We start from the raw sequence: 21,870 nt of genomic DNA on the forward strand, positions 1-21,870 counted from the left end.
GACGGAAGGCGACGCATTTTGTGCACCCACCAGTGCATTATATTAGCCTCACCATCACCGTCGTCTATTAGTTTTTTATTTCTTCAACCATATCCTCTAGCTCAGCTTGATACCCATTGACTTCCTGTGCTACCGCTGAGGCATCTGCAATCTCACCGATTGTCAGCATCTTTCCAAGTAAAGCATCTGCCCCCATTACACCATAAGAATCCTGTAGCTCTTTATCGTTTAAATTAGGATATACAATTGATTCTACAGTTAATAAACGTTGGTATTTAAAATGATCAAAATCAGTATTATACTGCCCCTTACGCTTTCCTTGCATGATCATAGAACGCTTAGTAGATTCAGATTTTAATTCCTCGTCCCGTTCTGGCGAAATTGGCGCGAACTCCCATTCAATTGGATCGCCATGTTCATCCACGAATTTCTTTGAAATAGCATGCTTAATGTTTTCATTTTGCTTTTTATTGTGTGCAAAAAATGCAGTTAAGTTTGACATAATTAATCACCATATCCTTTTTATTTATATTTAAAAGAGCCCATATATAATGAGCTCTCGTCTTATAGCATTTCTTGTAAAGTTGTAAATTCTTCTGGCATATCCCAATCCTCGAAAGTGAAATCTATAGAGTCTTCTAAGTACTCCGCATCTGCATCTAATGCAGCGATGATCCCTCCATCCATATTACAATCAATTAGAATGGTTGTTTGACGGCCTACCGACGCTGAGCCATCTTCGTTAGTCACTTGGATATCAAAATAAATATCCTCCCCAGTGTCTTTGTAACGCTTTAATAACTTACGGAATATTGAAGTATTAAAGTGGAATGTAGCGCTGCCTGTATACTCCGCGCCAGTAGCTTTGTTACCCTTAGCTACACGCCCCATAATAGGAACTTGCGTTTTAGTTTTATCCATACGGGCTTCTAAATTAATTAATTGAGCAAATAAGTAACGACTGCCTTCAACCGTCACGTATGCTCGGCCTTGAGCGCCATGAATGGCATTGCGAGCATGCATAGTAGCATCCGCAAAATACTGTAGATTCATTGGAATTAATGTTTTGTTTGATTTCATCTGTTTGCCCTCCCCTTATGCTACTGTTGTCGTGATGTAAAGTTGTGACATCGCAACCGTAGGAATCACGACTTCATTTACGACAACAGCTTTCTTTGAATTACCTTGTGCCACGGTTAGTTCATCTTTGTTGTAATTTTGAATAGCTCTAATACGTTGCATTTCCATTCGAAGACTACCAATGTCATTCCATAAAGAAATTCGACCATCTTGATCATTTGGCACCTGACCTAAATAATGAGTGTTAAACAATTGAGCTGTATCAATTGCAAGCTGATCAAGCACACGAATGACTTGATTCAAACTGAAGTCCTCGTTTTTCTCATCTGAAAACGATGTAAAGGTATTCACATCTTCAAGTACACGAATTTCATCCCCAACACGATGTAATAAATATTTGCCAGCCTTTAATAACGTTGTGAGTTGTGACTGTGTCTTTGTTTCAGACATATCAACTGTAAATTCACCTTCGTATTTTTTATTAGTATTTGACTTATTGACAGCTACTCCAGCCTGAGCACCAGATACCCAATATACTGCACCAAACACTTCTTCTTCTGGTCCATTAGTATCGTTTTGTACGTCAATAATCCCTTCATGGTTAGTACTGCCAAGTTTATGACCTACAAGTTGGAATTTACCACCGATTTGGTCACGAATACGCTTTGTATACTCAATATATAACGATTTAATTGAACTTTCTGAAGACAAGCAGCCAAGAGTATTGAAACCATATGCTTCTAAAGCATCTAGTGCCTCTTGATGTGCCCCACCAGTAATAGCTAAGCCATTGGAACCTCCAGCTAATGCGGTACCAGCTGTAACAGCTAAAGTTGCATTCGTTTTAAACACAACAAAATCATTAGCGATTAGTTCTGTAGCAGTAGCTACCGCCATTTGTTCGTCTACTAACACATTAGCTAGCAATGTTTTAACATCGAATTTCGATGGCTCATCGACATTTGCCTGAATGACAATCGTAATATCATTCCCTCGTGCACCTTTGTACTTAGCTGTTGCAAAATCATTTGTAGCCGCTTCTGCATCCACAGCAAGTTTGTAAAAATAAACCGTGATAGCATTTTTAAATACATCACGGATACCTTTCATTTTTGAGTCCATATATTCATAACCAAAAATTTTGCGAGAATTCTTTCGTAAATCCTCTTGTGTTACAGCAAATACTTCGCCATCTACGCCCCAGTCAAGTGCAATTGGCAAACCAACGTAACCGCGATTGCTTAGATTTACAAATGCACGAGTAGCGCTAATAAAATTGTGATATTTCCCTGGTAATACTTTGTTTTGTGATAAAAATACTCCTCCACCTAACGCCATATTAATTACCTCCCTTATCGAATTTCTTCAGTATTTCATCCACTTGAGCGAATGAATAAGTTTTTTCTTTTTCTAACAATGCATTGAGTGCATCACGGCGATCTTTATATTTTTGACTTTTTGAAAGTTGCTCTTTTGTAAATTTCGGTAAATTCGAACTAATTACCTTTTCAACGTTTTTGCTTTCCATCGACTCAACCTTCTTCTGAATTGCTTTCGCCAACTGAAACCACCTCTTCTTTGTTAATATTATGATCTAATGACCCCATAAAAGCTTTCTCTTCAATTTCTTGTAAGAAGAAATTAAAATGAATAAAATTATTACTAATGCCTTCAATAACTTCGCTAGTTGCTCCGGTACCAAGCAGTAGTGAACCATTTAACAATGTTATTTCTTTGATTGCTTGTTGAACCTTTAAAGTCATATTAGACGCCTCAGGTATGCCATTTTTAGGGAAATACTTCACGTTAAAATGTGCTGTTACTTTCCATCGACCACCTATTTGTCGGATATGCTCTAAGCTCAAAAATTGAATTAAAAAAGCAGGCGTATTAAACTCCTGCGGTAATTCATCAATATATTTTTTATATTCCGCTCCGAAAGCTTCGTGGAGCTTACTAGATAAAGCGTTTTGAATATCATAAATTTCCATCAAAAGCCTCCTTCAACAAGTTAGTTAGTAAACATATGAATATAGAATTAAATACATCGAATCACTCACTTTCAAACGTTTTGGTAGTTCATTAAGTAGTTTTTTCAGCTCATCAAATCGTTCTAACATTGAACCGTCAATCCTTTATTCATCTCCAACTAAAAAACGCCCTTCCTTATACCGAATAGGAAAGCGTCGTTTTAACTTTTACTTGAACGTTAGCCATTCCACATAGCCTCCTTTTCAAATGGTTGCTTGGAATACGTTTTGTGCTTCTTGGAGTGATGGGATTGCTATAGCTGCTACTCTTGCCCATTTAGTTCTATCCTACAAATTTTTCAACTGAAAACCACTCCTTTTTATGCCTCAAACAAGTTTATGGGACATTGATTGGTCGACGGTCTGTCGCCTTGGTCATTTATTGTTTTATAAATTCCAAAAGGTGAAATCCTTAACCCGTCGTCCTACTTCCAAGTTTACATTATCTATTACTTAAAATGATATGTTTGGAACGTTTGGAACATCTGTCACACTTGGAACATTTGGCAAGTAAAATGAAATATTATCAATCACTCTTAAATGAATACTAGAATAAAATAGTAGATACTATATTGTCGTCTAAATGAAAAAAGTATATAACAAAATAATAGCTCTTCATTTCTGTTAGCCCAATAAAACCCCTAGTAAAATATTTAAAGGTTCACAAAAAAGAAGTAACCCTTTGGTTACTTCAGCATCATATCTAAAACTCTTTCTCGCACACGTTGTACGCTAGTATGACTCATATTAAGATTTGCACCAATCCAGCGGAATGGCATGCCTTCTAGTAACCAGAAAAGTACTTCCTGTTCAAGGTCGCCAGTTACCTTGTCAGCTAAATTTTGAACTAATAGTAGCTCATCTTTAATCTTGTTCATGCGCTCCTCGCGTAAAGCTCTCATTTGAACATGAGCATGCACTGGGTCGCTTGTTCTTCCAATAGCTTTTGGCATTGCTGCCTCAAAGCCATACTTTGCTGTAGATGTTACAGCTGTTAATGAATCTAGTTCATCCTTCATTCTCATGTACTTGCACATATTGTCATTGTACTTTTTAATTGCCTTATCTAGTTGGTAACGATTTAGTTGTATTTTCTCTTTTATCATAGTTATGCCCTCCTATGTATCTTTTCAATTCTCTCTGCTCTAGCATTCCACCACTGGCCGTTATAACAAATGTTTTTTACATTGTGCTAAATAAATGTCAAACGCACACCCTCAATATACGTTTTGTTTTTTAAATGCTCTTTCATCCTTGAACACCAAAACATACGATCATGCAATCTCATTTTTAGTCATTGCTCATACACTCCTATTTACCAAGCATTTCTAAAACCTTTTGTCTTTCAGCTTCAAAATCTATCGTGTTGTTATTAGACTCAGCAGATGGAATTGATGACTCGTCTTTATCATTACGATTGGCGAACCACTCTGGCACTATCTCTGTACGACTGTTAGACTTTTGATAAGAATATCGGCTAGATTGCTGTCTATTTTTTTTCTCCCTTTCTTCCTTGGCCTTTAATTGCTCAACATTCTTAATAAAAGACTTTCTCCAGTTTGCTAAAATTTGTTCTGTATACTGCATTGGTATGTTTGGTTGATGTAGTGCCGTTATTTTCATGGCTTCATAAACAAGTGCTGGATTATTTTCACTTGCCATGCGTTCTATGCACTCGCAAATATAACTAGATGCTCTTTGAATGTTTTCATCATAGAATTTAGTTAAGAAAATTAATTGTTCCTCAGTGACTGTCGACTGACTGACTATTTCACTATCTGCTGTTTGTTTTTGTTTTTCTTTTTGTTTTTCTTTTTGTTTTTCTTCCCCACACACTTTAGAAGGTGTATCGATAGGGTATTGATACGGTATCGAACCATTGTCATTACTAGGATTAAGTTCTTTCTGCTCATCCTGTACTTCTAATAGTATTGATACGGTATCGAGACTGTATCCTAACTGTTCCAATGAGGTAACATAGCTCTTAACAAATGGGGTATGTTTTACTGCAAACAGCTCTTTTTCGATACATTTTTTAACTTTAGGCGAATTTATAAAGTTGTATTTTGCCCAGTTAATTAGCATGATTTCTTTCGTTAATTCGTTGTAAGTAATTTTTCCGTATTCAAAGAACCTTTGTAATAGTTTCTGTACTGTTTCACGGTTATAACCTGTATGCATTTCTATTACTCTGTAAGGTAATTCGTAAATACCACATTGTGTTGTATTATTGTTTGTCATCAAATACAGATAGAAATATTTCTCCTCTGGTGTAAGATCTAATACAAAGCCGTCATCCCAAAAAGTTGTGTGTACATGTCTGTATTTAGCCATTTTCTCTCCCCCTAATGTGTTCTTTTTACTATGTGGTTGACACTGATGTTGTCTAACTAGTGGATCGTTTAAAAAGTTATTTGAAATCAGGTTCGAAGGGGACAATTGTTTTTAATTGTGCTAAATCAACAAAACGTACTTTGGGATGAAGAGTGACTCTAGTAAAGTTATTTGAGTTGCCTTCTATTCTTTCTTTAGTCATGATGAAAAAATTTCGAATCACCATCGATTCGTTCACTATTGTACTAATCATATTGTCACTACCTTGCCCAAAAACTTATTAATAAAGTAAGCCTGTCCTTTACTAGTGATTTTAGATGTTTTACTAATACTGATTTCCCCACTGTTATGATGAATAGGTGTTTCTTTAATTTCGAACAAACCCAGTTGCATTGATTTTTGTGTTGGTGAATTGTAAGCTGATCCTTTACGCTTGATTAAATAGCCATTTTCTCTTAGCCATTTGAATAGACGCTTTTGTCCAACATCTATACCATTTTGCTTTAAGATTTTGGCGAACTCTCCAATAAGAATGCTTGTTTCACTAGCTTGTATTGCATCTGCAAATAACACTTTTGTTTTTTGTGAATCAATCAACAATCGCTGCTCAACCATATTTTTCTCGTTATTTTTGATTTTTTTACTGGCAATTAATAAAGCTTTAGCCATAATTGATGCATCATCATCGTTTTCGATAGTAGTGATATAGCCACCATCCTTTCTAACTGAGGGTAAAACTTCTGATTTAACCCATTTTTTAAATGCTCTTGCCGTTGGTTTACGACTTGCGAATATTAGTTCATAAAGTCCAGATTCATTGACAATGTTTGTTTCACCCTGACGCCCTAAGTTGAACTTCGACCGTTCATCATTTTCTAAACGGTTAATTGCTACAGTAGGATTAGTTAGTGCTAATACTCTACAAACATCCGCGGCTACAAACCAAGGCTCGTTATTTAATTCAACAATTCGAACGTTTTGATTATGAAAGTTAAAAGTTTGCAATCGATTCATATAAGAACCTCCAGATTAGTTTCTTACCAAACACAACAAAATGTTGTTTTATTTTTCAAAAAAATTTTTGATGGTGCCATTTCAAATAGGTCAGAAATTGCTAATGCTACATCTAAGGACGGTGTGCGTACTCCCTGTTCAATCATTCCATAATAGCTTTCACTAATAGTGATACCGAGTTCAATATCAAGTTTTTCCACTACATCTTTTTGCAACCAATTTTTTTGTTTTCTAGCATCAATAAGTATTAACCGACGATTTGTTGTTTCCAAAACCACACCCCCAACTTTTTATGGTTTTATATTACCCAACAAAAAGTTGTCTGTCAAACCAAAACTAGATTTTTTGTTGTTTTTTATTTTTATTTAACTACAAACCCAACAAATTGTTGTATAATTAGGTTACATATTTAAGTGAGGTGTAATCATGTCTAACGTACCGCAAAGGCTTAAAGAGTTAAGAAAAGAAGCTAAATTAACACAAGCAGATGTTGCCAAATTCTTAAATATTTCTGAAAGTGCATACGGGTATTATGAACAAGGCCGCAATGAAATTTCCATAGGAAGCCTTCAAAAGTTAGCAGAAAAATACGATGTAAGCGTAGCGTATATATTATGTGAAACAGATGAAAAACAACCTTTTGATAAAGATGAGGCTGCTTTCCAAGCATTTGCTAATGATCCAGAATTGCAGGTCTTTTATAAAGAACTTCCTAAGTCAGATGAAGAAACTGTTCGCCGTTTACGAGACATTTGGGAGATTATCAAACATGAAAAGAAATAATATTTTTTAGCCCTTCTTCCTAGAAGTGGGCTTTTATTATAAATCAAATAAGAACATACGTTTCATTACAAGGAATTTGGGGATGGTTTTATGTCATATACTACATACACCGAAGATTTTATAGAAAATCTTTATACTAAATTAGAAATTTTGTTACCACATCAACTAGATGTAAATGAAATAGCCTACAAGTTAGGCATTCTAGTATATTTCTGGGATAATCCCAGTCAAGTCCTATTTTTAGGTGATCAGGCTTATATTTTTTTAGATCAAAATCTGTCCCCTAAACAATTGTGGCAAGATTTTTGTCATGAACTGTGTCATGTTTTATTTCATAGTGGCAGTCAGGAAAAGATGCCCTACTCGTGGATTGAGTATCAAGAGTGGAAAGCTAATAATTTTATGGTACAAGCATGTGTACCAACATTTATGTTGAATAAAATTACCTTACCGGAAAGCGAGGATAAAGCCATTCAACTAATTCAAGAGCTATTCAATGTTGAATGGGATTTCGCTTATAAAAGATTAGAACAATATAAAAACAATAAATTTATGCATGAATTAGATGCAAAAGCAGCGAAAATGTACTAAAAGGAAATGCTGATGAAATTTTCCAATATTAGCAATTTCACTTAGATACCTGTTCATGAGATGCAAATGAACTTAAAGTTACCCATAGTAATAATCGGTGATTGCTTCCTAAATGGTGAAGAGGAATTTTTGTATCCATAATTTGCTTGGTCCTAACCTTAATGGCTTAGTAATTAAAACACTGTATTTTCTTTAGCAACTACATATCGAACATCATCACTTTTACTGAAATGATTTATTGGATTTCAGGGTACAAAACGTGGTACGTATTAAATGAGTATCCCCTCCCCCTCTATTTTAATGTATCTCCATTTATGACTAATATTTTCCTCAAGAGTCATAAAAGATTAAAAGGTACATTGTTCTAATGATTATTTCCTACATAAAATAGGCATACAATTGCTGCCAAACGAATAGAAACCTATATAGAGAACAATTAGTCATGGGGAAAAATAAAGTGGGGTGTGAAAGGATGCTTAAAGTAAATGATGCAAAAGAAATGGTACTTGGAATTGTGCAAGATGACCCATTGTTTGTTGCACTACAACATACGCCTTTAGAGGAGAATCTTTATCAGGATGCTTATTTAACAGATATCGATGAATCCAAACACTATACAATAGCAGAAGTCGCGGGCTGGTTTGATATTACAGACGCTATGCTTCGCTACTATTTAAAACCATTTGAACAATACATTTTTGACAATACATCGCCGAACGTGAATGGTAATATTCGTTTAAACCTACCTGCTATAGTAAGGCTAAGAATGATTTTATTATTGAAGGATGAGTATCGTGTGAGGGGGATAAAATTATTGCTAGGCATTGATGATAATGGTCAGTTGCTGAAACATCAAATTACCGCAACGACTATGGATTCTGATGATTTATCACATAAAATTGATGTGCTTGGAAACGTCCTACAGCAGATGATCCAAACTGGCCTCTTTCAAATTTTGCCAGATGAAGAGCAAGGAACATTACAAGTAAACATCAATCAGGATTTTCTTGCTCAAAATATTCAGCGATTATCCGCAGACTCCGCTCTTCAAGTAGAGGAAATTCAAAAAGAAACAGTAGAATTGAAACAAGAAAATGAACATCTCCAACAGCAAATTTCAGAGCTACAAGAAAACAGTGTGAAGGATATTGTGCAGAAGATTAGAGAGCGTCATATAGAAAATGAGATTGTATCTACTTTGCGAACGGAAGCATTACGGCTTTTTTCAGAGAAGCATAAAGTAAGTTTTTTCACTAAAATGTTCAAGTCAGCTCAAATTGAGATGGATAAGGAGCAATTTGTGCTAAGCTATATTTCTCAGCATTTAGAAGAACGCTTGGAAGTGGCATTGAACGATTATTATGACAAATAAATTTGAACAAAGGGTTATCAGCAGAACATGCGTGAGACTAGCTAAAAGGCTCATCGTCATGTTCTTTTTTATATGCGCATAATGCGCTAGCTATTTATACTCCTTACTATTACTACCTTGGTGACAATCTTCGAAATGTTGTTTTCTTATGAGCTAAACATAACAAGGCTATTGTTGCAAAATTTCGGTCTACTTTTGTTGTAGCAGTAAGGCTTTAAAACTTGCTATGCCTATCGTGCTGGAATTTTTAATATCTTTTATCACATTGAAGCACTTAATAATAGGGGGCAATCTATACATTGTTCGGTTCAAATAAAATTCAACTAGATTGCTCTTACCGGTGGATGCTTGGCAGTCATTTTCTAATTGGTGTACTTTGCGATAGTTTAGCTAGTCATTTTTTCGTTAAACGAGATTGACAATTATCATCCCCAACCGCTACAGTGCCGTTAACTATTGGCTACTACATTTCCTAAAAATCGTAATAATCGAAAATGGAGGGCGACCATTTCTTCTACCGTTAAATTTTCATTGCCTTTGTCAAGCCACTCCTGAATTACACCCAGAATGGCAGATGCGATAAAGGCTTGTAAGTATTGCTGAAATTCCGGATCCTTTACTTCCTCACGAATCACTGATAATCTGTCCAAAATATGATTGCCAAAGATAGTTTTCATCTTTTGTGTAAAAGCAGGACTTCCTTGCTCTCCTAATAACATACGAAAGGCTGTTGCATGCTCTTTTATACATGTTATCACTTTAATAAAGGGTTGATAGAATTGACCCATTTTTAATGTTTGGAATGCTTCCACTGGTTGAACATGTTTGACATAGCGTTCTAATTCCATTAATAGCTCCTGTTGCAAATCCTCCATTACGTCATATTTATCCGTATAATGTAAATAAAACGTTCCACGATTGATTTGGGCAGCTAACGCTAAATTTTTGACGGTCACACGTTCAAAGCCGACCTCCTCTACTTGCTGGATAAAAACCTTTTTAATGGCTTGCTTTGTTTCAAAATTCATCTTTTCATGTACAGACACAAACTTCCCTCCAGTTACTTAACACTTACAGGCAAACTGTTGATTGTATTTGTTCACATGCTACCGTAAAATTTTTATCAAATCAACATAGTGTTCAGTGAAGGAGTGAGATCCATATGGGAAACCATGCAATCTCTATTAAAACCCTTGAAAAAAGATTTCAACATAAGCAAGTTATTGCCCCCCTTACCTTAGATATTCCCAAGGGACAATTGATGGGCTTACTTGGTCCGTCAGGCTGTGGAAAAACAACGCTAATTAAAATGATTATGGGCATGCTAAAGCCTGATAATGGCACTATTGAAGTATTAGATTTAGCTGTTCCACATAAGCAATTATTGAATGATATCGGCTATATGGCACAGTCAGATGCACTTTATACGGATTTAACTGGTGAAGAAAATCTACATTTTTTTGCCAAGCTTTATTCATTATCGAAGGCGGAGCAAATGGAGCGTGTAGCCTATGCCGCAAGCCTTGTTCGTTTGACCGATGACTTACAGCTTAAAGTGATGAATTATTCTGGAGGTATGAAACGTCGGCTGTCCCTTGCCATTGCCCTTATTCAAAATCCTAAGGTATTGATTTTAGATGAGCCAACGGTTGGCATTGATCCTGTTTTAAAAAAGGAAATTTGGCAAGAACTTATTCGTTTAAAAGAACACGAACATAAAACGATTTTAGTGACGACACATGCGATGGATGAAGCGGAAAGATGCGATCAATTAGCTATGCTCAGAAGCGGGCATATTATTGCACAAGGGACACCACAGGCATTAAAAGCCTTTTATCAGGCAAAAGATTTTGATGAAGTGTTTTTAAAGGCTGGAGGTGACGTACAATGAGAATGGGTGCTATCGTCACAAGAATCATACAACAAATGAAACGAGATAAGCGGACACTTGCTTTATTATTTTTAGCCCCACTTCTTGTCTTGTCATTAATGTATTTTATTTTCAATAGTAACGAGGCTTCTGTCACACTTGTCGTCTCTAATGGTCCCACACCATTGATTGACAAATTGAAAGAGACAGATTTTACAATTATTGAAGACGATGATTTTTCGAAAAAACAGCTACAGGACAAAGAGTATGATGGATGGCTAGCAATAGAGCAAAACGAACTAAAGTTAACTTTATTAAATGATGATCCTTCCCAGTCAAAAGCTTTAACAATGCAGCTTGCTCAACTTTTACAGACTTCTCAAGACTCCATAGGTAGTTTAGAAACAGACTATGTTTATGGTGATAAGGATACGGCCATTTTTGATATATTTAGTCCCATGCTCATTGGCTTCTTCGTATTTTTCTTTGTCTTTTTAATTACAGGGATTGCCTTGTTAAAGGAACGAACATCTGGGACATTGGAACGTTTACTTGCAACACCTATCAAACGCTCAGAAATTGTAGCAGGCTATATGGTCGGTTATGGTTTATTTGCCTTCCTACAAACAATTATTATCGTACTGTTTGGCATCTATGTGCTTGATATTGTCCATGTAGGCTCCATTTGGCTTGTCTTACTCATTAATATGATGATTGCCCTTGTATCGTTATCCTTAGGTGCCCTGCTTTCAAGCTTTGCCGCTTCAGAATTCCAAATGATGCAATTTATTCCGCTTGTTATTGTTCCACAAGTATTCTTTTCAGGCATTTTTCCGCTTGATAGTATGGCGGAATGGCTTCAAAATATTGGACGTATCATGCCACTTTACTACGCAGCGGACGCATTAAATGGGGTTATGTATAAAGGTTATTCCTTCAATGATATTATAATTAATCTCAGTATTCTTGCTTGTTTCGCTGTAGTATTTATTACCTTAAATATCATTAGTTTAAAAAAATATCGGTCGCTGTAAAAAATACAGTAAGGTTCTGTTCATCATCAACAGCTCCTTACTGTTTTTCAATAAAAATGGTTTCTTTTGCCATACATACTACAAATCATTTACAATGAAATGTATGAATTTCAGTATAAGTAGGTGCAGATTGATGAACATATTGCTCGACGCACGAAACATCACTAAGCAATACAGAGGTACTTCCATTTTAGAAAATGTCTCCTTTACCATCTACGACAATCAAATAATTGCTATTGTTGGAAAAAACGGATCTGGCAAAAGCACGCTCTTAAAAATGATTGCTGGGCTTATTACGCCAGACAATGGTTCCTTTATGTCTTCTAAACAAGCTTTAAACATTGGCTATGTACCAGAGGTTGCCCCTTCCACTATTCTATTTACCCCCAAGGAATATCTTCAGCATATGGGGCGAATCCGTGGGATGGCTAAACAAAAACTTTTATCGAGAATAAATGATTTATTAATACTATTTCATCTGGAAGATGTACAGGATACTAGAATGACCCATTTTTCTAAAGGTATGAAACAAAAAATAATGATTATGCAGGCTATGCTCAACGAAACGGACTTGTTAATATTAGATGAACCTTTATCAGGGCTGGATTTGCAAACACAGAATGATTTGGAAGAAACACTGAAGACGCTCAAACAACAAGGGATGACGATTATCTTATCCTGTCACGAAACAAAGCTACTGGAGCATGTCGTTGATACGATTCTAATGATTCACCATAAAGAAGTGATGCAAACGGATTTATCTGTTACTCCTACAACCTACAATCAATTAATTTTTGAAATTTCGAATATTACATACATAAAAGATCTATTACATGTAACGGAAATACAGCAGCAATCACCATTAGCGAATGGTTTTTATGAAGTGATTGTCCATATCCAAGCACAGCGTACTGACCATCTTTTACAACAGCTACTTGATAAAAACGCTTCTATTAAACAACTCATACCGATCAATGATAAGGAGAAGTTCATACAACATGATTAGTTTAGGCCGATATCAGTTACAAAATTATTTGAGAACCTATCAGTATATTCCACCTTTTTCTATTTTTATTTTATGTCTTGTTGTTAACTACACATTCGTCCCAAACCCTATATTAGATAGCTTTTCATTTACCTCTATAATCCTCTTTTTCCTGATGGGCTGGTTTACCGTCACACTATTTCATTCAGAGGATGAAGGGCAAAAAATGATAACGATATTACATGCAAATGGTGCGACATCTTATCATTTCAGCCTGTTTATAATTGCCATTTTGATTGCTTTTAGCTTAAGTATGGTTTCTGTTATTTATCCCACAGCTATCCATGCTTTTGCCGAGGAACCAAGCTTTACACACCTATTTCTTGGATTTCTCTCTCATGTTAGCTTAGCGATTTTGGGGATTGCTCTCTCTGCTATCTTTACAAGAGAGCTTGTCAAAAATAAACAAAACACTTGGTGGGGAGTCATTAGCGTCTTATTATTAACCTTGGTAGTCGCAACGTTAAAAGATTCAATCCCGCAAATGAAAGGTCTTATTTTGGTTCTACCACCACTCCATCTTTCTTTAGAAATAATGACTGTTGGCGATCAAATAAAATCCATCCCTAGTAAGTTCTATTGGCAGTTCATCTGGATACTAGTTTATGCTAGCTTCGTTATCTATGTATTTTTCTTTTTATCCAAACTGAAAAGGAGGTAACGAACAAAAGGACTCCCACTTAAAGGAAGTCCTGTCATGCTCGTTATTATTTATTTTTGCCAATATGTTTTCAATAAACAAATGGTTAGCAAGCTACAGAAAAATGAATCAATCATACGGACCACCCATACACCATAATTGCTAACTGATACCCCATCTATAATAGACCAGCAACATACATAGAAGATTGCTAATCCAAGTACCTGTATCCAGAAAAATAATTTTTGTTTAGGATGAATAGTGAGCAATGAATTCGTTGATTGATGGGCTGCTCTAACATAGACATAACCGATAATCAACGTAATGCCTACTAAAGTACTGCCATGCTGTAAGTATTTATAAAGGGGGAATTGAAAACCGAAAATGGGCATTGTTTCTGATAAAATAGATAGATGCGAAACCATAAATCCATTTTTATGTGTAAAGGAATCCCAAATGACATGTGTGAGCATACCCAAAAACGCTGAATAACCAAAGACAATGACATTGAGTCGTTTACTCCTGGAAGTTGTTTGGTTAGCTGTATCCTGTAAACATACTGGTAAATGATGAACTACATGCTGCCGAACATACTTACAATAAATGATGTAAATCACAATAATAAGAGGTAAATTAAAAATGAAAAATCCCGTTAAGCTATGACCTATCTCACCTATTGGTCTACCTCTAAAAAAATACTCAAAATCAGGTGCCATACTTCCTAGTACAAGTGCTGAAAAATGGATGTACTTACTTCGTCTTGAAAAAGGTAAAATTGCGGCTGGATGTGCGAATGTTAATGGCATATAAGCCACCTCCCACCAGTTCAGACGTTTCTAACTGACAAAGGTTACTCTCTCGTTAAAACCGACCTTTCATAAAAATTGCTCTTCTAATAGAACCTCAATCCCATACCTTCGTAGTAATGCTGTAGTTACCCCTTCACCCAATAATTTAGTACCATTGAACGCCCCATTATAAATCATTGCACTACCACAAGATGGACTATACTCCTTTAAAACGACCAGAGAGGCGTCTACTTCAAGTGCTTTTTGTAAAGTCGCATAGGCTCCTTTTAAATACAGCTCTGTGACATCACGCCCAGTCCTTTCAATAACGGTTGCTTTGCCATCAAGTACATCCCCTCCATTGCCTCCCACAATTTCAGCAGGCTCCCGAGGGGTTGAAAAACCGCCCATCAGCTCTGGGCAAACAGTAATCGCTTTATTTTCTAACATAAGCCTTTGTATTTTTTCATCTAAACTGTTGGTGCCATTATAACGAACATTTAACCCTGCTAAACAAGCACTTATTAATATCACAGCGATTCTCACTCCTTCAACTATCTTTATTAACTATAACACGCATACAGGATGCAATTTTGACGTGATAGAATGATTTCTTTGATACAATATTTTTAGTAACGACTAAATAGAAAAGGAGAAACAATTTTGGCTGAATTTACAATTTGTTTTCTAAAGAAGGGTGAACAAATTCTTTTATTGAATAGAAATTACCCAGCATGGATGGGAGCCTGGAATGGTGTAGGTGGTAAAATTGAACAGGACGAAACGCCATTAGCAGGTGCTATACGAGAAATTAAAGAAGAAACAGGTATTACGGTTGAAGAAATTACTTATAAAGGAAAAATCACATGGACAGATGGTGTTGTTAACTATGGCTGTATGTATGCTTTTATAGCAGAACTACCTGAATCTTTTACATATATAACACCTATAAAAGTTGCAGAGGGTATTCTTGATTGGAAGGACCTTACTTGGATTTTCCACCCTGAAAATGTTGGCATTGCAGATTTAAAACATTATTTACCAACAATGCTCAATGAGGCAACTAATTATGATTACATCTTCACTTATCAAGACAAACAATTAGTTCATATTTCTTCCACACCAATCGAACAAACATCTACAGTCTAATAGACAAGGAAGCCCCGTCCATGCAATAAGTGTAGGACGGGGCTTGCTTTCTAAACGTCTCTTCTAGGAAAAATTCGTTACATATACCAATTTAGGGATGTGTAATTAAGGATAATAGTTTAAGAATTCTCAACCAAGAAGTGCGGGGCATTTCCGCTTTTTTCTAGCTCAGTTTTTATACCGAATATCGTATAATTGTGATAAAGCAAAAAAACATCAAAAATGCAAAAATATTTGTTGACTTTTACTGAAATTAGCGTAATATTTTTCTCTGAATGATAAGGATTATCATTATCATTTTTTAAAATAAAGTGAGGTAAAAAAAATGTCAAAAATTAAAAATTCTATGTTCATAGTAATGCTTTTATCATTAATGGTTTTAGCTTTAGCAGCATGTTCTGATTCATCTAATAAAGACACTGCTAAAAAAGAAGAACAAACAAAAGACAATACATCAGAAACTACTGATGAACAGCAATATCCGATTACAATTAAACACGCTTTTGGTGAAACTGTTATTGAGAAAAAGCCTGAGCGTGTAGCAACAATTGCTTGGTCTAACCATGACGTTGCACTATCACTTGGTGTAGTGCCAGTTGGTTTCTCTGCAGCTAACTATGGTGTACAAGATGGTAGTGGTATGCTTCCTTGGACTGCTGAAAAATTAAAAGAGCTTGGTGAAGAAAATCCGAATATTTATCAAGATACTGACGGTTTAGACTTCGAAGCCATTGCTGACTCTAACCCAGATGTCATTCTTGCTGCATACTCTGGTATTACGCAAGAAGAGTATGAGACATTAAGTCAAATCGCACCTGTTGTAGCCTATAAAGAAACTCCTTGGGTAACTTCTTGGCGTGACCAAGTTACATTAAACGCTCAAGGTATGGGTATGGAAGCACAAGGTCAACAATTAATCAAAGACACTGAAAAATTGATCCAAGATAAAGTGAATGAACATGCTGCTATTAAAGGTAAAAAAGCTGCATTCGCTATGTTTACTCCAACAGATTTATCAAAATTCTATGTTTATACACCTGCAGATCCACGCGGTGAATTCTTAATGGAATTAGGTATGGAATATCCTGAAAGCGTTACAAAACAAATTTCGGATGATAGCAGCTTCTATATTGAATTAAGCGCTGAAAATGCAGATGCTTTAGCTGATGTAGAAATCTTTATTGCTTACGGAGATGAAACAACTTTACCAGCTTTACAAGCTGACCCAATTTTAGGGAAAGTACCTGCTATTCAAAATGGGAATGTTGTTGTTATTGGTGATAATACGCCACTTGCAGCTGCTGGTACCCCTAGCCCACTATCAATTGCCTATACAATTGATGACTATTTATCATTAATCTCAGACGTAGCAAAAAATATAAAGTAATATGAATAAGATACAAGCTACCGAACAGAAGCAGTTATTTATCCCTAAAAATTTCGCTAAAGTTTTGCTTTTTCTTATCATTTTTCTTGCGTTATGTGTAATTGCTTCGCTACTATTCGGTTCTCGTACAATTGGCTGGACTGGACTAATGGATGGCTTGTTCCATCCTGATGTTCAGTCACATGAAGCCGTTGTTGTTCGAAAACGAATCGTCCGAACAATTTTTAGTTTACTGTGTGGTGCGGCATTAGGCGTTTCTGGGGCACTAATGCAAGCCGTTACACGTAATCCAATTGCAGATCCAAGTATTTTGGGGGTAAACACAGGGGCATCACTTTTTGTCGTTTGTGGTATCGCCTTTTTAAACATTAGTTCAGCCAATCAATATATATGGTTAGCAATAGCGGGTGCCATTATCACTGCTATTTTTGTATTTGGAATAGGCTCTATGGGTGCAAGTGGTGCTACACCATTAAAGCTTGTACTTGCAGGGGCTGCTACAAGTGCCATTTTATCTTCATTAGTCGTTGCGGTTATGATTCCGCGTACAAATGTAATGGATCAATTTCGATTTTGGCAAGTTGGTAGTGTAGGAGCTGGAAGCTGGGACGCTATTCAGCTATTTATTCCATTTTTAGTTGTAGGCCTATTGATTGCCCTCTTCACTGCTCCAGCACTAAATGCTTTAGCACTCGGGGATGAAGTGGCAACTGGTTTAGGTGTTCGTACTGGTACACTACGTATGTTTGCAGCACTAGGTGGAGTTCTTTTATGTGGGGCTGCTACCGCTCTAGCAGGACCTATTGGTTTTATCGGTTTATTAGCAACTCATGTTGTCCGCCTTATTATAGGACCTGATATACGCTTTATCCTTCCTATGTCTGCCTTAACAGGAGCAATTATTTTAACGTTTTCAGATGTTTGTGGTCGACTTCTCGGCAGTCCTGGTGAGCTAGAGGTGGGTATTTTAACAGCCTTTATTGGTGCCCCTATCTTGATTTTAATTACGATGAAAGCGAAAATGCGTGCGTTATGATGAATGAAACATTGATATCCATAATGAAAGGCAGACAACGAAGAAAAAGACGCTTTGTCATAATAACTTCTGTACTGACTGTTATTTCCATAATACTGTGTTGCACAATGCTAATGCTTGGTAACACGATTTATCCTGTTGAAGATGTTATCCGTGTTCTCCTTGGCCAACATGTACAAGGTGCCTCTTTCGCTGTAGGCACAATTCGATTACCACGCATGTTAGCTGGTACATTTGCTGGCTTTGCATTTGGTGTTGGAGGTTATATTTTCCAAACTATGTTGCGCAATCCTTTAGCAAATCCAAATGTTATTGGTATTACAGCTGGTTCAAGTGCTGCTGCTGTATTTTGTATTATTGTCCTGCAAGCAAGTAATATCGTTGTATCCATCGCTTCAATTATTGGCGGTTTAGCTACTGTCCTAATTATTTATGCTTTATCAAGAGGCTCTTCTTTTTCAATTGGCAAATTAATATTAATCGGGATTGGTATTCAAGCAATGCTAAATGCATTCATCTCTTATTTAATGCTAATTGGCAATACACATGATATTCCAAGTGCCATGAGATGGTTGAGTGGGAGCTTAAATGGTGCGAAAATGGAGTCACTCTATCCATTAATGATAATCGTCATTGTATTTACACCTGTACTGTTATTTTTCGGGAAGCATTTAGAAATGCTTGAGCTTGGTGAACAAACATCCACCTCTCTAGGTGTAGACACAAACAAAACAAGAATCATTTTAATGCTTTGTTCTGTATTAATCATTGCACTTGCTACAGCAACTACAGGACCGATTGCCTTTGTTGCATTCCTTGCTGGACCAATTGCCAAAAAATTAGTTGGTGTCGGGTTTTCAAATATACTTCCAGCTGGTCTAATTGGTGTTATTTTAGTATTGGCTGCTGATTTAATTGGTCAATTCGCATTTACAGCTAGATATCCAGTAGGTGTTATTACAGGAATCATTGGTGCACCTTACTTAATTTACTTGTTAATTCGAATCAATCGAAAGGGAGATATATGATGAAACCAACACATACGCTTCAGGCTGAACATATAACATCTGGTTACGAGCAAAAGACGATTTTAGAAAATGTCAGCATTGCTATTCCAAGTAATAAAATTAGCATTATTATTGGTGCGAATGGTTGCGGAAAATCTACATTATTAAAAACAATGGCACGCCTGATTAAGCCAACTGGTGGTCATGCCATGCTAGATGGCAAATCCATTCATCAAATGCCACCAAAACAATTAGCTCGTGTGTTAGGACTTTTACCTCAGTCCCCTATCGTTCCTGAAGGAATTACTGTTGCTGATTTAGTTGGCCGTGGTCGATTTCCTCATCAAACATTATTTAAAGGTTGGTCCAAACAAGATTATGAGGCAGTTGCAGAAGCTCTTGAAATGATGAACATTACAGAGTTTGCTGACCGCAATATCGATGAACTTTCAGGTGGTCAGCGTCAACGTGTGTGGATTGCTATGGCATTAGCGCAACAAACTGATATTTTATTTTTAGATGAGCCAACAACATTTTTAGATATTACATATCAAGTTGAAATTTTAGATTTACTAACAGATTTAAATAAAAAATATGGTACAACCATTGTCATGGTATTACATGACATTAATCTTTCTGCCCGTTATGCGGACTACTTATTCGCATTAAAAAATGGTCGTTTACTTGCAGAAGGTTCGCCAAAAGATATTGTGACAAGTGAGTTAATTAAAGATACATTTGACTTAGATAGCATGGTTATTGAAGACCCTGTTTCTAAAACACCTTTAATTGTTCCTGTTGGCCGTTATCATGCTGTCTAGTTATAAAGGGAATGTTGTTGAAAAAGGATCATGTTACTAGCAGAAAAAGACCTTTTAGCAAGGCGAGGGGCTAATGTCCATTCCGCCAGCATCCTTTCCAGGGGGCGTCCGTTGAGCCGCTTCACTTACTGCGTTCGCTCTAGTGTCTCGTCTGTGACGTTAAATCCCCTAGGAGTGGTACTGATTCCACTTCAATCAACCATTCTGCAAAAGTATCTTTTCCTTTTTCATTCAGTAGTGAACACCACTATGAACGATATACCTAAACCCTTTAAAACTACCTCATTTTGATCGTACTGGAAGACGAGATTGAAAATTTGTTAGAGTAGTACTTTAAATATCTTTCTCCACATCCTGCATCTAATACATGCTTTCCATCTGGCTCTTCCACCAAAGAATAGATGGTAGGGTTCAATGAATATCACCCTGCTTCTCGTAATTAGCTGTATACCTTTATCTAATTAATAGACAAACAAGCCTCGTCCATGCACTAGCAGCATGACGAGGCTTGTTCTTTAGTGTCTTGGCTGTGCAAAGCGCATCCTGCACATCGACCAATTTAAGCTTGTATACTGGATTTCGTCATGGATATCCCACAAGCGATCCACTATTCGCAATTCAACACTCCGTTCCAATAATGCTTTAGCTATATCGTTAACCTCAGAGACATTAATGGGCATTTGTATTAATTCACTTGTATAATAACCTGCATTATCATCCAGTAATGTGAATCCATTACTATCAAACTCATATAGGTAAAGTCTCGTATTCTTCAATACTTCAAACCATTTGTTTTCAATGACCACTACATGAGAAGCTTGTGCTAAATAATGCCCTCTATCTTGCTCTGTTGTTTGTACCCCTGCATGAAAGCAAACACGAGGACAATCTCTCGGCGTTAAATAATTTGGCAAGCATCTCTCATTGATGGCCCATACAAGCCCTTTGGTTGCATCTAAATCTGCTCGCTCAGGTAGTCGAGGATGAAACATCGTAATAGTAGGGTTCTCACTGACATGAAATAAACGCATGGATTCACTCTCCTTTATTTTCTAAGTTTAAAGACGATAAAATCTGCACAATGCAAATCTTCCTCAAATTGAGGATACTTCTCTAGCATGTCTTGTGATGGCTTTGGCTCTACAATAGCTTCAATGGTAAAGCCACTTTGAATAATGGCTTGCACATAGCTTGTTAATGTACGGTGATACAGCACAATTGAGGGGTCAGCATCTAGTTGTTGGTAAACCCCTTCATAAAAATAACGCTGGATTTTCCAATACTGTTGATCTAGCTGCTCATGTCTTATCCATCCACTATTTGGTGTCACAAAACATGGATGCAGAATTGAAAAAATAAAAATGCTATTAGGTTTCAAAAGACGATACATTTCATGCAATGCAGCCTTGTAGTCCTCTAAATCTTGAAGAACCATATTTGACACAATACCATCAAATTGCTCATCTGCTAGAAACGCTAAATTTTCACAGTTCCCGTGTAAAAATTGAATAGCTTCCTGCTGTTGTGTTCTTTCCATAGCAATATCCAGCATTTTTTGTGAAAAATCAACAGCCGTTACGCTTGCCCCTTTCTTCGCTAGTAACCTACTTAAATATCCTTCTCCACATCCTGCATCTAATACATGCTTTCCATCTAGCCCTTCCAGTAAAGAAAAGATGGTGGGATTTAACAGTACTACACGATGATTGTCACCCTGCTCATCGTAGGTAGCTGTATACCGCTCTGCATATTGATTCCAACGTTGAATAGCTTGTTCTGTGTTCATATAAAGTCCCCATTTCAATGTAGAATCGTAACGTTACGTCCTTTGTGCACTTATCTATTTTTCCATATAAAGAAAAAAATATATAGACTTTTATTATATTTTT

At 36.4% G+C, this 21,870-nt stretch carries 26 protein-coding genes; 12 read left to right on the plus strand and 14 right to left on the minus strand.

The window, feature by feature from the left end; all coding sequences use genetic code 11:
• Positions 1–67: 67 nt before the first annotated feature.
• From MHI34_RS00635 to MHI34_RS00675, 9 genes are all read right to left on the minus strand, one after another.
• Positions 68–502, minus strand: a complete 435-nt coding sequence (locus tag MHI34_RS00635) for a hypothetical protein (protein ID WP_036127646.1) — start codon at positions 500–502, stop codon at positions 68–70.
• A gap of 62 nt (positions 503–564) precedes the next feature.
• Positions 565–1,080, minus strand: coding sequence for a phage tail tube protein (locus MHI34_RS00640; protein ID WP_080717163.1), 516 nt, complete (start codon positions 1,078–1,080; stop codon positions 565–567).
• 15 nt (positions 1,081–1,095) lie between these two features.
• Positions 1,096–2,418 (minus strand): phage tail sheath family protein, encoded by a 1,323-nt coding sequence (locus tag MHI34_RS00645; RefSeq protein WP_036127649.1) that lies wholly within the window; start codon positions 2,416–2,418, stop codon positions 1,096–1,098.
• A 1-nt stretch (position 2,419) separates the two neighbouring features.
• The gene (locus MHI34_RS00650; protein WP_080717164.1) at positions 2,420–2,641 is read right to left on the minus strand and encodes a hypothetical protein; all 222 of its coding nucleotides are present in this window, start codon (positions 2,639–2,641) and stop codon (positions 2,420–2,422) included.
• Complete coding sequence (locus MHI34_RS00655; protein ID WP_036127654.1) at positions 2,613–3,071, minus strand: DUF6838 family protein; 459 nt, start codon at positions 3,069–3,071, stop codon at positions 2,613–2,615. The genes MHI34_RS00650 and MHI34_RS00655 overlap by 29 nt, the downstream gene beginning before the upstream one ends.
• Before the next feature lie 725 nt (positions 3,072–3,796).
• The gene (locus MHI34_RS00660) at positions 3,797–4,216 is read right to left on the minus strand and encodes a hypothetical protein (RefSeq protein WP_230593959.1); all 420 of its coding nucleotides are present in this window, start codon (positions 4,214–4,216) and stop codon (positions 3,797–3,799) included.
• Between the two features lie 205 nt (positions 4,217–4,421).
• Entirely contained in the window at positions 4,422–5,444 is a 1,023-nt protein-coding gene (locus tag MHI34_RS00665) for a DnaD domain protein (protein WP_051891756.1), read from the minus strand.
• Between the two features lie 249 nt (positions 5,445–5,693).
• On the minus strand, positions 5,694–6,458 hold the full coding sequence (locus MHI34_RS00670; RefSeq protein ID WP_036127657.1) for a phage antirepressor: 765 nt from the start codon (positions 6,456–6,458) through the stop codon (positions 5,694–5,696).
• Between the two features lie 23 nt (positions 6,459–6,481).
• A complete protein-coding gene (locus MHI34_RS00675; RefSeq protein WP_101966368.1) occupies positions 6,482–6,730 on the minus strand; it encodes a helix-turn-helix transcriptional regulator in 249 nt (82 codons plus the stop codon).
• A 154-nt stretch (positions 6,731–6,884) separates the two neighbouring features.
• Here MHI34_RS00675 and MHI34_RS00680 point away from each other — a divergent pair, with 154 nt between their 5' ends.
• The 3 genes from MHI34_RS00680 (at position 6,885) to MHI34_RS00690 (ending at position 9,204) form a co-directional block, all read left to right on the plus strand.
• Positions 6,885–7,241 carry a helix-turn-helix transcriptional regulator gene (locus MHI34_RS00680; RefSeq protein ID WP_036127660.1) on the plus strand — a complete coding sequence of 119 codons (357 nt, stop codon included), beginning with the start codon at positions 6,885–6,887 and terminating at the stop codon, positions 7,239–7,241.
• A gap of 90 nt (positions 7,242–7,331) precedes the next feature.
• Positions 7,332–7,832, plus strand: a complete 501-nt coding sequence (locus tag MHI34_RS00685; RefSeq protein WP_036127663.1) for an ImmA/IrrE family metallo-endopeptidase — start codon at positions 7,332–7,334, stop codon at positions 7,830–7,832.
• A gap of 472 nt (positions 7,833–8,304) precedes the next feature.
• Positions 8,305–9,204, plus strand: a complete 900-nt coding sequence (locus MHI34_RS00690) for a hypothetical protein (RefSeq protein ID WP_036127666.1) — start codon at positions 8,305–8,307, stop codon at positions 9,202–9,204.
• A 449-nt stretch (positions 9,205–9,653) separates the two neighbouring features.
• Here the strand turns inward: MHI34_RS00690 and MHI34_RS00695 are convergent, their stop codons facing one another.
• The gene (locus MHI34_RS00695) at positions 9,654–10,250 is read right to left on the minus strand and encodes a TetR/AcrR family transcriptional regulator C-terminal domain-containing protein (RefSeq protein WP_036127669.1); all 597 of its coding nucleotides are present in this window, start codon (positions 10,248–10,250) and stop codon (positions 9,654–9,656) included.
• Positions 10,251–10,366: 116 nt separating this feature from the next.
• Between MHI34_RS00695 and MHI34_RS00700 the strand changes: the two genes are divergently transcribed.
• The 4 genes from MHI34_RS00700 (at position 10,367) to MHI34_RS00715 (ending at position 13,814) form a co-directional block, all read left to right on the plus strand.
• Positions 10,367–11,095 (plus strand): ABC transporter ATP-binding protein, encoded by a 729-nt coding sequence (locus MHI34_RS00700; RefSeq protein WP_036127672.1) that lies wholly within the window; start codon positions 10,367–10,369, stop codon positions 11,093–11,095.
• Positions 11,092–12,108 carry an ABC transporter permease gene (locus MHI34_RS00705; RefSeq protein ID WP_036127675.1) on the plus strand — a complete coding sequence of 339 codons (1,017 nt, stop codon included), beginning with the start codon at positions 11,092–11,094 and terminating at the stop codon, positions 12,106–12,108. The genes MHI34_RS00700 and MHI34_RS00705 overlap by 4 nt, the downstream gene beginning before the upstream one ends.
• A 133-nt stretch (positions 12,109–12,241) precedes the next feature.
• Entirely contained in the window at positions 12,242–13,114 is an 873-nt protein-coding gene (locus tag MHI34_RS00710; protein ID WP_036127678.1) for an ABC transporter ATP-binding protein, read from the plus strand.
• On the plus strand, positions 13,107–13,814 hold the full coding sequence (locus tag MHI34_RS00715; RefSeq protein WP_036127682.1) for a hypothetical protein: 708 nt from the start codon (positions 13,107–13,109) through the stop codon (positions 13,812–13,814). The genes MHI34_RS00710 and MHI34_RS00715 overlap by 8 nt, the downstream gene beginning before the upstream one ends.
• Positions 13,815–13,864: 50 nt before the next feature.
• Here the strand turns inward: MHI34_RS00715 and MHI34_RS00720 are convergent, their stop codons facing one another.
• Together MHI34_RS00720 and MHI34_RS00725 are read right to left on the minus strand one after the other, a co-directional pair.
• Positions 13,865–14,599, minus strand: a complete 735-nt coding sequence (locus tag MHI34_RS00720) for a DUF4184 family protein (RefSeq protein ID WP_036127684.1) — start codon at positions 14,597–14,599, stop codon at positions 13,865–13,867.
• 69 nt (positions 14,600–14,668) lie between these two features.
• Positions 14,669–15,115: a DUF523 domain-containing protein gene (locus tag MHI34_RS00725; protein ID WP_089932097.1), complete on the minus strand. Its 447-nt coding sequence runs from the start codon at positions 15,113–15,115 to the stop codon at positions 14,669–14,671.
• A gap of 129 nt (positions 15,116–15,244) precedes the next feature.
• Between MHI34_RS00725 and MHI34_RS00730 the strand changes: the two genes are divergently transcribed.
• From MHI34_RS00730 to MHI34_RS00750, 5 genes are all read left to right on the plus strand, one after another.
• The gene (locus MHI34_RS00730) at positions 15,245–15,730 is read left to right on the plus strand and encodes an 8-oxo-dGTP diphosphatase (RefSeq protein WP_036127689.1); all 486 of its coding nucleotides are present in this window, start codon (positions 15,245–15,247) and stop codon (positions 15,728–15,730) included.
• 325 nt (positions 15,731–16,055) lie between these two features.
• The gene (locus MHI34_RS00735) at positions 16,056–17,117 is read left to right on the plus strand and encodes an iron-siderophore ABC transporter substrate-binding protein (protein WP_036127692.1); all 1,062 of its coding nucleotides are present in this window, start codon (positions 16,056–16,058) and stop codon (positions 17,115–17,117) included.
• Between the two features lies 1 nt (position 17,118).
• Positions 17,119–18,153, plus strand: a complete 1,035-nt coding sequence (locus tag MHI34_RS00740; protein ID WP_170829786.1) for an iron ABC transporter permease — start codon at positions 17,119–17,121, stop codon at positions 18,151–18,153.
• Positions 18,150–19,181, plus strand: a complete 1,032-nt coding sequence (locus tag MHI34_RS00745; protein WP_036127696.1) for an iron chelate uptake ABC transporter family permease subunit — start codon at positions 18,150–18,152, stop codon at positions 19,179–19,181. Before MHI34_RS00740 ends, MHI34_RS00745 begins: the two co-directional genes overlap by 4 nt.
• Positions 19,181–19,981, plus strand: a complete 801-nt coding sequence (locus MHI34_RS00750; RefSeq protein ID WP_036127699.1) for an ABC transporter ATP-binding protein — start codon at positions 19,181–19,183, stop codon at positions 19,979–19,981. Before MHI34_RS00745 ends, MHI34_RS00750 begins: the two co-directional genes overlap by 1 nt.
• A 515-nt stretch (positions 19,982–20,496) precedes the next feature.
• On the opposite strand, the gene MHI34_RS00755 is transcribed toward MHI34_RS00750, so the two are convergent.
• Together MHI34_RS00755 and MHI34_RS00760 are read right to left on the minus strand one after the other, a co-directional pair.
• Complete coding sequence (locus MHI34_RS00755) at positions 20,497–21,012, minus strand: DUF6886 family protein (protein WP_036127702.1); 516 nt, start codon at positions 21,010–21,012, stop codon at positions 20,497–20,499.
• 14 nt (positions 21,013–21,026) lie between these two features.
• The gene (locus tag MHI34_RS00760) at positions 21,027–21,767 is read right to left on the minus strand and encodes a class I SAM-dependent methyltransferase (protein WP_036127705.1); all 741 of its coding nucleotides are present in this window, start codon (positions 21,765–21,767) and stop codon (positions 21,027–21,029) included.
• Positions 21,768–21,870 lie beyond the last annotated feature (103 nt).

It is taken from the genome of Lysinibacillus sp. FSL L8-0126, assembly GCF_038630385.1.
Lineage (GTDB): Bacteria > Bacillota > Bacilli > Bacillales_A > Planococcaceae > Lysinibacillus > Lysinibacillus fusiformis_D.

Bases quoted from the DNA above. Each gene is read 5' to 3' on its own strand.
- MHI34_RS00635 (WP_036127646.1), bottom strand. From the start codon at position 502: ATGTCAAACTTAACTGCATTTTTTGCACACAATAAAAAGCAAAATGAA.
- MHI34_RS00640 (WP_080717163.1), bottom strand. From the start codon at position 1,080: ATGAAATCAAACAAAACATTAATTCCAATGAATCTACAGTATTTTGCG.
- MHI34_RS00645 (WP_036127649.1), bottom strand. From the start codon at position 2,418: ATGGCGTTAGGTGGAGGAGTATTTTTATCACAAAACAAAGTATTACCA.
- MHI34_RS00655 (WP_036127654.1), bottom strand. From the start codon at position 3,071: ATGGAAATTTATGATATTCAAAACGCTTTATCTAGTAAGCTCCACGAA.
- MHI34_RS00660 (WP_230593959.1), bottom strand. From the start codon at position 4,216: ATGATAAAAGAGAAAATACAACTAAATCGTTACCAACTAGATAAGGCA.
- MHI34_RS00665 (WP_051891756.1), bottom strand. From the start codon at position 5,444: ATGGCTAAATACAGACATGTACACACAACTTTTTGGGATGACGGCTTT.
- MHI34_RS00670 (WP_036127657.1), bottom strand. From the start codon at position 6,458: ATGAATCGATTGCAAACTTTTAACTTTCATAATCAAAACGTTCGAATT.
- MHI34_RS00680 (WP_036127660.1), top strand. From the start codon at position 6,885: ATGTCTAACGTACCGCAAAGGCTTAAAGAGTTAAGAAAAGAAGCTAAA.
- MHI34_RS00685 (WP_036127663.1), top strand. From the start codon at position 7,332: ATGTCATATACTACATACACCGAAGATTTTATAGAAAATCTTTATACT.
- MHI34_RS00690 (WP_036127666.1), top strand. From the start codon at position 8,305: ATGCTTAAAGTAAATGATGCAAAAGAAATGGTACTTGGAATTGTGCAA.
- MHI34_RS00700 (WP_036127672.1), top strand. From the start codon at position 10,367: ATGGGAAACCATGCAATCTCTATTAAAACCCTTGAAAAAAGATTTCAA.
- MHI34_RS00705 (WP_036127675.1), top strand. From the start codon at position 11,092: ATGAGAATGGGTGCTATCGTCACAAGAATCATACAACAAATGAAACGA.
- MHI34_RS00710 (WP_036127678.1), top strand. From the start codon at position 12,242: ATGAACATATTGCTCGACGCACGAAACATCACTAAGCAATACAGAGGT.
- MHI34_RS00715 (WP_036127682.1), top strand. From the start codon at position 13,107: ATGATTAGTTTAGGCCGATATCAGTTACAAAATTATTTGAGAACCTAT.
- MHI34_RS00720 (WP_036127684.1), bottom strand. From the start codon at position 14,599: ATGCCATTAACATTCGCACATCCAGCCGCAATTTTACCTTTTTCAAGA.
- MHI34_RS00735 (WP_036127692.1), top strand. From the start codon at position 16,056: ATGTCAAAAATTAAAAATTCTATGTTCATAGTAATGCTTTTATCATTA.
- MHI34_RS00740 (WP_170829786.1), top strand. From the start codon at position 17,119: ATGAATAAGATACAAGCTACCGAACAGAAGCAGTTATTTATCCCTAAA.
- MHI34_RS00745 (WP_036127696.1), top strand. From the start codon at position 18,150: ATGATGAATGAAACATTGATATCCATAATGAAAGGCAGACAACGAAGA.
- MHI34_RS00750 (WP_036127699.1), top strand. From the start codon at position 19,181: ATGAAACCAACACATACGCTTCAGGCTGAACATATAACATCTGGTTAC.
- MHI34_RS00755 (WP_036127702.1), bottom strand. From the start codon at position 21,012: ATGCGTTTATTTCATGTCAGTGAGAACCCTACTATTACGATGTTTCAT.
- MHI34_RS00760 (WP_036127705.1), bottom strand. From the start codon at position 21,767: ATGAACACAGAACAAGCTATTCAACGTTGGAATCAATATGCAGAGCGG.